A 12,653-nucleotide genomic window follows, 5' to 3' on the forward strand; every position below is an offset into this window, starting at 1 on the left:
GGCCGGTCGAGTGTATCCGGCAGTAGCGATCTCGACACGTCCATGGGGTCCAACGATCCGATTGACGGGTCTCGCGGGGCGTGACAGCCTGGCGATTATGACCAGGCTTGGGCTTGCTTCCGTGGTGCTAATCGCGACGTGTGCGGGCGGGCTGAGTGGCTGCGGTCCAGAGGACATGCCGGACCCACTGCTGCAGCCGGGGCGTCACCTGTCGCCGCTCGTTCAGCTGCAACGGCTGCAGGGCGACGCGGATCACATGCACATCGCCCAGCTGAAGTACCGCGAGGCCGACAGCAAGCTGTTCTTCTGCAGCTACACGTTTGGGATGATCGACGCCTCCGATCCCCAGGACATGAGCTATGAGGTCCAGGGCCTCAAGCACGTCACGCCGAGCGGGTCCAATCGCGACCCGGGGTGCCTGCACCTCGCGTGGGACGAGGACGACCTCGACCTCGTCTACACCTCACACCGTGGAAACATCGACTTCGCGGTGTTCTTGAGCGGCTGGGATCTCACCGATCCCGACGCTCCGGTTCAGCTCCCCGCGCTGCAGGAGCCGGGCGTCGCCTACGGTGGCATCGACGTAGAGAACGGGCTCATCTACGTCGCCCTGCAGACGGGCGGCCTGGGGATCTACGACTACGACGCTGGGACCGGCTGGACCAACATCTCGACCGCGTCCGGGCTCAACAACGCCTGGAACGTGCAGGTCATCGGCGACATCGCCTACGTCGCCGACGGGACCGGTGGCCTCGCGACTGTCGATGTCAGCGATCCGCTGGCCCCGAGCTTCATCGCTCGGGTGGTGTTTGGGGGCAACGCCGAGGATCTCGTCGTCGCCGATGGCGTCGCCTACGTCGCGGCCGGCAGCGGTGGTCTCGTGCTCGTGGATGTCAGCGATCCGGCGGCCCCAAGCGTGCTGTCGGACGTTCCGACGCCGGGCAGCGCAGTGGGGGTCGCCTACTCGGCTGGCCGTGCCTACGTCGCCGCTTGGAACGACACGCGGATCTATGACGTGTCGGACCCGGCCTCGCCCGCGTTCATCGCGGCGCTGCGGCTCACGATCGAGCAGGGCTACGAGACCTGCTCGGGCGATCCAGAAGTGTGCGTGCCCGACACCCAGCGCCCGGATCCCACCGCGCGGACGCTGCATGTGGCCGCGTCTGGCGACGACATGTTCGTCGGCAACTGGTGGGTGCCCTACTCGTTCCGCGTCCACGCCGATCGCTCGGCGCCCAGCATCGTGCTCCCCGAGGACGTGGCCCGCATCGACCTTGGACCGACCGAGGTCGGCGACACGAACACGCGCGAGCTCTCGGTCAAGAACGAGGGCAACGCCGCGCTGACGCTGTTTGACAACTGGGTCGACAACGAGGCCTTCGCGGTCTCGCCCGCCCAAGTTCGGATCGAGCCCGGCGAATCGGCCGAGCTCACGCTCAGCTACACCGCCACGGTGACCACCAGCGAGACAGCGGTTTTGCAGCTGTGGTCCGACGATCCGCAGCAGCCAATTCGCAGCGCGTACCTCGTCGGCAACCAGCCCGGTCTCGGTGTCGGTCAGCCGCTCCCCGACACCGAGGTCACGCTGCTCGACGGCTCGACGTTGTCGACGGCGCCGCTGATCGGCAACGTCATGGTCTTGGCCTACTTCGCTACCTTCTGACCGGTTTGCAGTCTGGAGTTACCAGACATGCAGCAGCGTTTCTTCGAGAAGTACGAGTCGCAGGGCCTGGTGATGGTCGCCATCAATCCTGACCCAGACGACTACACGCAGATCCCCGAGGTTCAGGCGTTCTGCGAGACACTTGGCGTCACCTACCCCGTGGGCGTGGAGGAGACGTCGACCTACGAGCTGTTCACCAGCAGCTTCGACGGCACCAACCCTTATCCGGTCGACGTCATCGTCGACAAGCAAGGCATCATCCGCTACGTCGCCCGGGAGTATGATCCGGCTGCGATGGATGCGATGATCATCAAGCTGCTCGCGGAGTAGCATCGGACTCGGAGGATCATGCGACGCCAGGCGACCCTTGCACGGCTCACGACGACGGCGATCACCCTGACCATCATGATCGCGCCGCAGGTCGGCTGTGGAGACGATGTGTCCGAAGGCGGGAGCGAAGACACGATCGCGGGGCCCGGCCTGCGCGGCCGCCTGATCGACGCGGCCGAGCAACCCATGCCCAACGTCCAAGTCCTCGCCTGCCAGGCGACCAGCTGTGCGTACGGTCAGAGCGGGCCAGACGGCTACTTCGAATTCGAGATCGAACCACCGGCACAGGTGGCCCTGAAGACCCACACGGATCTGGGCCAGAGCCCTCGCATGGCCGCGGCGCTCGAGCCTGTCGACATCGTCGACCAGGCGCTCGTGGACATTGGCACCGTGTATGTCCCCGAGCTCCCCGAGGGGGCGATCATCGAATTTGCGGGCAGCGCTCCGCAGACGCTGGCGGCCGGCGACGGGCTCGAGCTGACACTGCGCCGCGACGACATCACGCCGCCGATCGGCGAGTTTCTCTACGATGTCGCGGCGCGCCGGTTGCCTCCTCAGCACGTCCCGTCCTATCCCGAATTGGACGCTGAATGGGACGCGGAGACGCTGGTGGCGGTCTATGCCATGCATCCCTTCGCTGCGACCAGCGCGTCTCCGATCGAGCTGCGCGCCCCGGTCGACCTGCCCAACGGGACCGCGGTCAGCTTTCGCACGATCAGCTCGCTCGACGGGAGCTTCTCGGACTCGGTCCCGGGTCACGTGCTGGATGGCTACGCTACGACCGACCCCGGCGCCGGGATCACGCGGCTCACCTATCTGGTCATCTGCGCGTTGTAGCGCGCGCTCGCTAAAGTACGAACGCGAGCACGGCCACGACCGCGAAAACAGCCAGCGCGACGCCAGCACCGATCATCCAACGCCGCCGTCGCAGCTGCTGCAGCGTGCGACGCAGCTGCGCCGCCAGCTCGAGGGCGGCGGCCCGACCGTGTGCGTCACCCACTCGCTCGGTCGAGGGCAACACCTGCCGCTCTAGCACCGAGAGCGCCTCGGCGGTTCGGCCGGTCGCCGCCAGCGCGCGCGCGATCTCGAGGTGCGCCACCACCTGGCTGCGAAGATCGCCGAGCTCGACGTGGATCGGCAGGATCTGCTCGCGCCACAGCGTCAGCGCGTCCTGTGATCGCCCCGCGTCGGTCAAATCATTGGCCTCGAGGCTCAGCGTCGCGGCCCGGGCGTTGGGCGTGCTCCCCGGTCGCGCGGCCAGCTTGCGGACCCGCGTGGCCTCGCGACGATCTCCCTGGTCCTCGATCACGTCGGCGAGCTGCGCCATCGCGGACTGGTGGGCGACCGCATCGTCGATGCCCTCGAGGGCCGGGAGCACGCGCTGGTTGATGAGCTTGCGCGCGCTCTCGAGCTGCCCCTGGCGCGCCAAGCTACCGGCGATCTTCTCGAGCGCGACGGCCTCGCCGCGCGGGTCCTCGAGCTGACCATACAGCGGCAGCTGCTGCTCCTCGCGCACGGCGATCGCCTGATCGAGCTCGCCACGCAGCTCGTGAATGGTGGCGATCTTGTCCCAGACCTGGGCCGTGGCAGCGCGGTCGCGGGCCCGCTCGAACGCGGGCAGACAGCGCTCACGCAGCAGCTCGAGCGCGGCGTCGAAGTCGAGCCGTTGGATCGCAATGTCGGCCCGCAGCATGTCGGCCAGCGCGATCTGCTGGGGAGAGTCGCCGAGCCGCGCGGCGTGATCGACGTCTTGGATGGCGCCGTCGAGATCACCCACGAACATGCGCAGCTGCGCGAGCCGGCGATGCTGGCGGGCGGCCTCGCGCGGCTGCTCGGCCTCGATCGCGGCCGCGACCGCCCGCTCGAGCCAGGTCACGGCTTGCGTTGGTCGGCCGAGTCGAATGTTGATCGCGCTGGCGCTCTCGGCCAGCTCGGACCGGCTGATCGCGGTCGTCGCGTTCGCATGGATCTCGGCCAGCGTGACCAGCTGCCGCTCCAAGGCCGGGGCCTCGCGCTCGTCGGCCAGCTCCATCCATTCGGGCAGGCTCGCGGCGGGTCGCGGCGCGAAGCTCTGGGTCCGGGTGGCCTCGAACTCCGCGGTCGTGAGCATGACCTGGCACAGATCCCACGCGACCTCGCTGAGGCTTGGATACGCGGACTTGGCCACCCAGAACACGACCCGCGCGTCGAGCAGCTCCGGCAGCTCGTCGCGGCGCTGGTTGAGGTTGGCGACCGCCGGAGCGTTGCGGGTGCGCCCAAAGCTGTCGGTCACCAGCCGGTCGAGGCCGACCACGAACACCACGTCGGCGTTGGCCGCTGCGTCCATGATCGGTTGAACGAGATCGCTGCGCTCGTCCTCATGCTGAAACTCGACCGTCGCAATCCGCTTGTCGACCAGCTTGGTCAAGGCTGCGCGGTGCTGCTCGGCCAGCACCATGTCGGCACATATGGCGATCGCCAGCCCAAACCGCGGTCCCGGCCGGGTCGAGAACCGACGCAGTCGGTCGAGCTCCTGCTCATCGTGCATGGCTCACGCCTGGTCGGCTTCGCGCAGGGCCTGGCGAAACAATTCATCTGCGCGGACGCCCGGGTGCATGTCCCACCACTCGGTGCCATCGTACGGCAGCACGCATGAATTCTTGAGCATGCGGCGGTCTTGATCGGTGTCCAAAATGCGATTGGTCCGATGAATAGCGACCGCCCGCGCAAAGTCCTCCGGGCGCAGCGAGGACGTGCGGCGACCGCCCAGCCAGCGACCCGCCTTCTCGATGTCGACCACGGTCACGGGCTCGGGCTCGACGTTCTCGACCGCCCGCCTGGCGATCATGAGCATGTCGCGAATGTGGCCACCCGACCAGTGCGCGAGCGCGTGAATGCACGCGGGCACGTCGGTGAACACCGCGTCGAGCAGCAGCCGCTTCGACAGCAGGATCTCGACAGCCTTCGCGGCCTCGGGGCGGACGAGCTCGGCCGGGTCACCGGGGTGGCGCACGGGCAGCACGGGCACGTTGATGCACTCGAACGCGCGGCTCGCCGGGGTGCTGAGCGGGGAGTACTCGCAGGCCGGATTGAAGAACAGCAGCGCGTTGGTCCGCAGCCGGCGAAACTCGTCCGAGCGGGCCAGCAGCGCGCGGTCGACCAGCTCGAGCTTGGTCTTCTCGAGGTTGTCGAACACCACGCACAGCTTGGCCTTGCGCGGCGCGAGCCCCTCGTGGACGGCGTCGAGCAGCAAGTTGATGCGGCGGACCAGGTCGATCGGATCGCGCTGGGTACGGCGACGGATCTCGCGGCGGTACTCGTTGTCAGACTTGAGCGCGGCCGTCAGCTTGGCTGCGAACGCAGCGAGGAACGGGAGCGAGGTGTTGGCCTCGGCCGAGACCTCGAGGCTGCCAATGATCTGGTCGCGGTGGGTCTCGAACAGGACCTCGTCGGCGAACCACTGGCGCACGGTCTCGAGCCGCTCGTGGTCAATGTCGACGTCGAGCGCCGCGAGGTGGCGAATGATCGACTCGGCGACCACGAGCATGAGATCCGAGAACACATAGTCGCTCTGATCGAAGGCCTCGAGCGAGTTGATGTAGATCGGCGCGATCCCGTCCCGGGACAGCTCGGCCAGCGCGTTGCGGGCCAGCGTTGTCTTGCCGACGCCCGCGTGGCCCATGAGCCCGACATGCACGAAGTCCGGACGGCCCGGGCCCGCGCTGAGCTGCTTCTTGAGCCTGTGCGCGACGCCGTAGTGCTCACGCGGGACGATGGTCTCGAGGTTGGCAAACCATGGATCACCCGGCTGCACGACGGCGTAGGGATCGAGGGTCCAGTATGCCTCCGACGCGTTCCTCGCCTGAATGTGCTCGCCCACCCACGCCACTCTACAGGGGTCGCGCGCCAGCGCCTAGAGCGGAGGCGAGTCCATCGAGCGGCCGCTGAGCGGCGAACTGCGACGGCTGGCCACAAGATCGCGGGGTCCGGGCGAACGCGAGCCTGAGCGGCGTGAGGGGGTCCCGAGTCGCTGTCTGTGGCGAAGTCGCCGCCACGGCGGACCCGGCCCGGCAGTCGAGCTCGGAGGCGCCGGGCAACGTGCGGCGGTCACCAAGCCCCCATGTGAGTGCCAGTCGACGTCGCACGCTCAGTCGGGCGTAGGTGGCGCAAGCCGAGCAGAGTTCTGGGCCGCGCTCCGGGTGGCGGCGGTCGAGAGGTTGGCCCAGCTGACCCTCGAGGATTCCCCCTGCGTTGGGGTCGGTCGCCGGGGATCCACCGCATTTTCGGCCGTCCCGAAACCATGGCTTTCGTAGTCGAGGGTGCCGCGGGCCTCGCCAATGCACTGATGTAATGTGCCCACGTTGATGTGAACGTTCTTTTTGGTCGAGGCCTCAGTAATCCGTACATGCATCCTGGTGTTGCAAAAAACAACAGCTGAGTTGTTGCAGATCGCAGCTATCTTCGGCGAGGAGGCAAGCCGCTTGACGCCAGACCCGGCCTGTGCGGATACTCGTCGTCCATGAGAAATTTTATCCCGCCCCACATCCTGTTCGTGCCGGCCATCTTGCTGTCATCTTGCGTACCGGATGACGAACCGGATGACGAACCGGGCGAAGTTCCGGCTCGTGGGCCGGACTTCGAAGTACGCTACCACACGAAATATTTGGACATCGCGCCAGGGTTTAGCCAGCCTGTGTGCAGGGGTTCGCTCGACGAGATGGATCGCTATATGGAAGCGGTAGCTGATCTTTTGGGCATCGAGATACAACAGCCGACAACGGTGTTTTGGTACAATGGATTAGCGACGGGATCCTTGGCAGAACGGGCTGAAATCTGCGACTGGTGCAACGGGAGCTGTGCCGGCTGCTACAAAGGCGTCGTTCATTCTGATTTTAGGACCCTTCGTCACGAACTAGTTCATGCGGTGGTGACGCCTGCGTGGGGGCGGAGTGTCAGGCTGTTTTCGGAAGGCATCGCGCATGGCCTCGACTGGTACTTACCGGGCACGTCGTGGGTCTATCCTTCCATGACTAATCAAGTCCTCTTGGAGATCGTTGGATCTGGCTCGTATGACAGCGGCCACTTCTCGCGGTGGTTGATTGCTCGCTTCGGTCCGGGGAAGTTTAGCGAATTGTTCGAGCCGCGGCTGGACCAGCACGCGACCAAGGAACAGGTGCTCGATGCCGTCGAAGACATCTACGGTTTGACGTTCGCGGAGCTCGAAGCCGAATACGCAGCAACCGCCGCGATCACCTATCCACTCCCGGGTCTGTGCGAAGGGCTCATGGAGCTGCCCCTCAACGGCGACAGGTGGGAGCTCAACCTCACCGCGGACTGTGATGCGCCACACACCTTCGGGCCGAGCGGTGACGGGACGAATTTCGTCGCCTTCACAATCGACGTCCCCGTCGAGTTCGACGGTGTGCCAATCGCCGCGTGGATTCCGTCGGACATGTCAGCCGCGGTAGCGCCCTGCCTCGATGAGCCGCTCTATGGCGTCGATTTTGACACAGTACGCAGCACTACGATGAACAACAACGGACCCACGACGTTTCGCAGGACGGGCAAACATCGAGTCGAGCTTCCGGTGGTCGACGCTGGTGACGTCTACATGCGCCTGTGCCCCGCAAACGACAAATTCCCAGGCTCATATCCCACCGACAAGTCCGTGGACCCCGAGAACTGCGTCGGTGATTGACGGTCGCTACCAGAGCGCGGCGGGCTGGGTGAGCAGGGGGTCCCAGAAGGTCGACCCATCGTCGGCGACGAACAGCGTGGGGTCGTCACCGTCGACGCAGGGCAGCCGGACCGGGATCGTGTACTCGACCTGATTGATCTCGTAGGTGAGCTCGAACGACTGCTGGGTGCCGAACAGCAAGGGTTGCCCACAGATCGCGGGCCCCGGGTGAAACGCGAGCCTGATCGGCGTCAAGGTGCCCGAGCCGCTGCCAGTGGCGAAGCTGCCGCCGCTGCGGATCCGGCCTAAAAAGTTGGTGTTGGGACCGCAGTTGACCTGCTCTGCGGCGCAGATCGTCATCGCGTAGCAGTCCATGGGGAACGCGTCGAACTCGGGCGCGCCGGTCATGTCGACGTCCGCGATCGAGTGGACCGCGACGGGGACGTAGGGCCCCTCGTAGTCCTCGAGGACGCACGCCTCGGGGTCGCCATCGCCGTCACCGTCACCGTCACCGTCACCGTCGCCTGAGTCGCCGTCGCCCGGCGAGTCGCCCGAGTCGGCGTCGCCCGAGTCGGCGTCGCCCGAGTCGCCGTCGCCTGAGTCGCCGTCGCCTGGCTCACCCGAGGTCGACTCGTCGCCAGCTGTCGCTGGGTCGTCGAACGCGGGGTTCGGCAGCGTGCAGCCGGTCACCAAGACACACGCGAGTGACAGTCGACGTCGCACGCGGGCATCATACGCGACGAGCGCGAGTCGCGAGCAGAGTTTTGAGCCTGCAGCGGCGCTAAATCGGAATGCTGCGGCGCGGGCGGCCACCCTTGGCACCGCGGACCCGCTCGAGCACCGCGCTGATCTCGTAGATGGTCTGGGTCTGCTCGAGCGCGTCGAGGTACAGGACGCGTTGCGCGAGCGGCCCAAGCTCGAACGCAAACATCAGGTTCATCAGCGGGTTGATGAACAGCTCGCTGCCGCGGGTGCGGGCGGTCCGATGGTGGTCACCAAACTCACCGTCGATGGCGCTGAGGATCGAGAGGTTGACGATGCTGGGGCGCGTTGGCGTCGCTGCGCAAACGTACTCACACGCCTCGCGGTAGCGCTCGACCTCAGGCATGCCACGCAGCAGCGGGAACACTCCGAGGTAGCCGCCGGCCTGGTCGATCGCGGCGATCGCCTCGAGCACGTCGACGTGGGCGACCCCATGGAAGCTGTCGACGCCAAAGCCAACGCTGACCAGCAATCGCGTCGGCGCCAGCGCGCTGTCGATGCCGTGGACCGCGGCGATCGTCGACATGTCCTCGGCCGGCGTGCCCAGCCCGCACTCGTCGCCGCGCATGAGGCTGTCGGTCCCGCCGTCGATCAGCACGATCGCGTCGGCGCGGGTCTGCGCGAGCACGAGCTCGTAGGCGCGGCGCAGCGGCTGCACGCCCGACTTGGCGAACGACCAGATCGGGACATCTTCGCCGAGCTCGCTGGCGAACCACTCGCTGAGACAGCGCTCGGGAAAGTAGTGTGGGCTGCCCTCGGTCGTGGGCTCGACCTTGTACACGGGGCAAGGGTCGTCATCTCGAAGCGGAAGGCGCGAGAAGCTGAGGTTGGCGAGGTGGACCTCGCACCCGCGCCGCCGCAGCGCGAAGTACAGCGGCAGCCCGCAGAAGATGTCGAACCCTCCGCCCGCGCCCGCGAGCAGGACGCGCTTGCAGTCGCGCAGGCGATCGAAGAAGGGCATGGCGTCGAGCTGCATGGGCTGAGTCTATTGGAGAATCCGTGCGGAGCGGCTCGCGTCACTGGCGCGACGCTGGGGCCTCGCGCAAGCCACGTGATCGGAAAGATGCCAATCGTCGGCCCGCGTTGCTGCGCCACCGGGGCCTGGGCTGGTAGAGTCAGCCATGCGCCGCGCTTCTCTTCTTGCATGTATGTCAATCTCGCTTGCCGCGTGTACGTCATCCGATGGGCTGGCGGAGTCGGACACCGGGGTTGGACCGACCACGATCGTGCCCACGACCAGCGACTCGACCAGCGGTCCCGACGACGGCGCGAGCGGGCCTGACTCCGGCACGACGGGCGACGGCGACGGCGATGGCGACTCGGGGGACGGCGATGATGATCCGACCGGCGGCGGCACCGGCCCCAAGTTCGATCTCATGCCAGTGCCCGACGGTAGCGGCGACACGGGCGGGGGCTTCATGGGGATCCCCGAAGACTGCAACACCGCCGCCCAGGTCGAGAGCGCGGTCGGGTGCCTGTTCTTCGGCCTGGATCTCGACAACCTCTCGTCCGGCGAGACCTCGCAATACGGGATCATCGTGTCGAACGTGCAAGAGGATCAGGTCGCCACCGCCTACGTCGAGCAGAAGGTGGGCGGCAACTGGAACATGATCGCCGGGCCCCAGGCCATCCAGCCCCTCGACTCGTTCCCGTTCTTCCTGCCCGACAACCACCAAGAGGGGAGCGGGCTCAAGGTCGGTGGCACGTATCGTGTGACCACCGACGTGCCCACGGTGGCCTACCAGTTCAACCCATACGACGGGAACAACTCGTACACGACTGACGCCTCATTGCTGTATCCGGTCGCGAGCTGGGACTACATCTACGACATCGTTGGCTATCACGTGACGATTAGCTATGGCAGCTACATCAACGTGGTCGGGGCCGTCGACGGCACCCAGCTCGAGGTCACCGTCGCCAACCCAACCGTGGCTGGGGCCGGGATCCCGGCCGGGCAGCCCAACGTGCCCTTCATCATCCAGCTCGACGAGGGCGACGTCGCCCAGATCGCAACCGAGGGCGCCAACAACAGCATGACCGGCACCCGGCTGCTGACCGACGAGGATCACCCGGTCGGGGTGTTCACCGGGACCGAGTGCACCAACACGGGGCAGGGCGCCTGCGATCACATGGAAGAGATGCTGACTGGCCTGCGCCTGTGGGGCACGCAGTTCGTGGCCTCGCGCATGCCGATCCGCCAAGTCAACGATCCCGAGGCCACGATCTGGCAGATCTACGCGTCGGAGGACGACACCACCATCACGATCGACGCGAGCGTCGAGGTCACCGGGCTCCCGCCGGGCCCGATCGTGCTCGACGCAGGTGAAAAGGTCGAGTTCCCGGCGACCGGCTCAATTGCCAATCCGGGTGACTTCTTTGTTGATGCCGACAAGCCGATCGCCGTCATGTCGTACTTGATCGGGATCAACTCCGGCGACGGCGACCCGGCGATGGTGCAGATGAGCCCGGTCGAGCAGTACTTGCCGCGCTATGTGGTGTTGGTCCCAGCGACGTGGGTCAATGACTATCTGGTGATCACGCGGCTCGAGGGCGCGCAGGTCGAGGTCGACGGGGTCGTCGTTCCAGACATGGAGTTCATCCCGGTCGGGAACGGGGACTATGAGGTCGCGCGGCTGCTGACGCCCGATGGCGTGCACGCCGTCGACGGGCTCGGGGACCCGGTTAGCGTGACCGTGGTCGGGTTCGACTCGTACGATAGCTACGCGTACCTCGGCGGGGTCGGGACCTCGGTGATCAACCCGAGTCCTCAGGGGTAACCTGCGCCTACGCGCAGGCGCCAGTGATCTCGCCGGGTGACTCGCAGATCATCACGTTCTCCGGCACGCAGCCACTCGAGGTCCACACCGCGTCCTCGCTGCACAGGATGTTGGGCAGCATCGGACACAGGTCGCCCGCGAACACGCAGCCGATGTACGTCTTCTCGCTCTGCGTGCAGTAGCTGCCCTCGCCATCCTCGACCACGGGGTTGCCAAAGATGGCGCCGCAGCCCGCTTCAGCCATGCAGGCTGCCTGGGTCTCGTGCACGGCGCAGCCCATCAGCTCGCCCGTGGTCTCGGACTCGCTGGTGTCGCCGTCGCCCTCGTGCTTGCCGCCGCTCTCGCCGTCGCCGTCGCCGTCACCGTCACCGTCACCTTCAGTGCTGGCGGCCTGCTCGTCGCTGCCGTCGTCACCCTCGTCACACGCGGGAGCGACGAGCAGCGCCATGCTCGAGATCCAAAGGGTCGTTAATCGCCGTGCTCGCTTGGTCATCACGAACACTTGGTCCCGCCGCTGGGTGTGCTTGCTTCGCGGTCCGGTCGAGCTGGCTGTGAGCTGCAGCAGCCAACCCGATGAAACCGACACACCCGCGGGCGGGTCGCACAGATCGCCGCGCTAATTCGCGTCCACGATCAGCATCTGATACCAGCTCGCGGGCACGTCCGTGCAGATCATGTTCGGGTGCTGCGTCAGGTTCTGTGCGCCGGTCAGCCAGACATTGGCGCCCGGCTCACCCTGAATGTTGCCGTAGTCACCGTCAAAGACGATCTGCGTGGGCTCGCCCATGCTGTCAAAGGTCAGCGCGAGGCGGTCGATCATGCCGCACTCGGTGTCGACCGGGGCGCAATTTGCAGACGCCGCGCTCACGCCAAACGGCAGCTCGAAGGTCCCGGCGTCGTCGGGGGTCAAGCTGTCGCCGTCGACCAAGGTGAGCACGTGGCCGTAGCCCTCGAGGTCCAGGCGCAGGTACAGATTGGACCAAAACGGTGTCTCCACTGTGTAGCGGACCCGAACGATGTCGTCTTGGGCCAGCGGAACGGAGAGCCCCGGCTCGGCGGTGATCTGGATCAACATCGGATCCTCGCTGTTGGGGCAGTCGAGCTCGAGCGACAGATCGTCCACGTTGTCGATCATCGCAACGGTGCAGGTCCAGTCGATCTTGGTGTCAAACGGTGGCAGCGAGAGGTTGAAGTTGGCCGGGCCGTAGCTGAACTCCACGGCGCCATCGGGGGGCGGGCAGGTGGCATCGCCGTCACCCGTGGGGTCGCCGTCACCGTCACCAATGGGGTCGGGGTCGACGTCGCCTGTCGAGTCGCCGTCGTCCGTCTCACCGGTCTCGCCGATGTTCTTGTCGTCTAGATCACAGCCGGGCGCGGTCAGGGACAGAGCGGTCGCGCCGACCAGGATGAGTAGTTTCTGCAAGTTGTCGTTCATGCGGTTAGTGACCCGTGCACCGGGTTCAAC

Annotated in this window: 11 protein-coding genes; 5 read left to right on the forward strand and 6 right to left on the reverse strand. The window is 66.3% G+C overall.

The window, feature by feature from the left end; translation table 11 throughout:
* Positions 1-175: 175 nt before the first annotated feature.
* The 3 genes from ENSA7_RS20090 to ENSA7_RS20100 are packed head-to-tail and all read left to right on the forward strand — an operon-like array spanning position 176 to position 2,830.
* Positions 176-1,663: an ASH domain-containing protein gene (locus tag ENSA7_RS20090; protein WP_106090929.1), complete on the forward strand. Its 1,488-nt coding sequence runs from the start codon at positions 176-178 to the stop codon at positions 1,661-1,663.
* A 12-nt stretch (positions 1,664-1,675) separates the two neighbouring features.
* Positions 1,676-1,993, forward strand: coding sequence for a peroxiredoxin family protein (locus ENSA7_RS20095; RefSeq protein WP_280524024.1), 318 nt, complete (start codon positions 1,676-1,678; stop codon positions 1,991-1,993).
* Positions 1,994-2,011: 18 nt separating this feature from the next.
* Complete coding sequence (locus ENSA7_RS20100) at positions 2,012-2,830, forward strand: hypothetical protein (RefSeq protein WP_106090931.1); 819 nt, start codon at positions 2,012-2,014, stop codon at positions 2,828-2,830.
* 10 nt (positions 2,831-2,840) lie between these two features.
* Here ENSA7_RS20100 and ENSA7_RS20105 read toward each other — a convergent pair whose 3' ends face one another.
* Together ENSA7_RS20105 and ENSA7_RS20110 are read right to left on the reverse strand one after the other, a co-directional pair.
* Positions 2,841-4,520 (reverse strand): hypothetical protein, encoded by a 1,680-nt coding sequence (locus ENSA7_RS20105; RefSeq protein WP_106090932.1) that lies wholly within the window; start codon positions 4,518-4,520, stop codon positions 2,841-2,843.
* Between the two features lie 3 nt (positions 4,521-4,523).
* Positions 4,524-5,852 (reverse strand): ATP-binding protein, encoded by a 1,329-nt coding sequence (locus tag ENSA7_RS20110; protein WP_106090933.1) that lies wholly within the window; start codon positions 5,850-5,852, stop codon positions 4,524-4,526.
* A gap of 639 nt (positions 5,853-6,491) precedes the next feature.
* Between ENSA7_RS20110 and ENSA7_RS42360 the strand changes: the two genes are divergently transcribed.
* The gene (locus ENSA7_RS42360) at positions 6,492-7,670 is read left to right on the forward strand and encodes a hypothetical protein (protein ID WP_146157906.1); all 1,179 of its coding nucleotides are present in this window, start codon (positions 6,492-6,494) and stop codon (positions 7,668-7,670) included.
* Between the two features lie 6 nt (positions 7,671-7,676).
* Here ENSA7_RS42360 and ENSA7_RS20120 read toward each other — a convergent pair whose 3' ends face one another.
* On the reverse strand, positions 7,677-8,372 hold the full coding sequence (locus tag ENSA7_RS20120; RefSeq protein WP_146157907.1) for a hypothetical protein: 696 nt from the start codon (positions 8,370-8,372) through the stop codon (positions 7,677-7,679).
* Positions 8,373-8,430: 58 nt separating this feature from the next.
* Positions 8,431-9,387 (reverse strand): DUF1152 domain-containing protein, encoded by a 957-nt coding sequence (locus ENSA7_RS20125; protein ID WP_106090936.1) that lies wholly within the window; start codon positions 9,385-9,387, stop codon positions 8,431-8,433.
* Positions 9,388-9,559: 172 nt separating this feature from the next.
* Here ENSA7_RS20125 and ENSA7_RS20130 point away from each other — a divergent pair, with 172 nt between their 5' ends.
* Positions 9,560-11,188 carry an IgGFc-binding protein gene (locus tag ENSA7_RS20130; protein ID WP_106090937.1) on the forward strand — a complete coding sequence of 543 codons (1,629 nt, stop codon included), beginning with the start codon at positions 9,560-9,562 and terminating at the stop codon, positions 11,186-11,188.
* Positions 11,189-11,195: 7 nt separating this feature from the next.
* On the opposite strand, the gene ENSA7_RS43950 is transcribed toward ENSA7_RS20130, so the two are convergent.
* Together ENSA7_RS43950 and ENSA7_RS20145 are read right to left on the reverse strand one after the other, a co-directional pair.
* Positions 11,196-11,636: a hypothetical protein gene (locus ENSA7_RS43950; RefSeq protein WP_181233931.1), complete on the reverse strand. Its 441-nt coding sequence runs from the start codon at positions 11,634-11,636 to the stop codon at positions 11,196-11,198.
* Positions 11,637-11,804: 168 nt separating this feature from the next.
* Positions 11,805-12,623 carry a hypothetical protein gene (locus ENSA7_RS20145; RefSeq protein ID WP_106090940.1) on the reverse strand — a complete coding sequence of 273 codons (819 nt, stop codon included), beginning with the start codon at positions 12,621-12,623 and terminating at the stop codon, positions 11,805-11,807.
* Positions 12,624-12,653: the final 30 nt, after the last annotated feature.

The sequence above is a fragment of the Enhygromyxa salina genome (assembly GCF_002994635.1).
In the GTDB taxonomy this organism is placed as follows: Bacteria; Myxococcota_A; Polyangia; order Nannocystales; family Nannocystaceae; genus Plesiocystis; species Plesiocystis salina_B.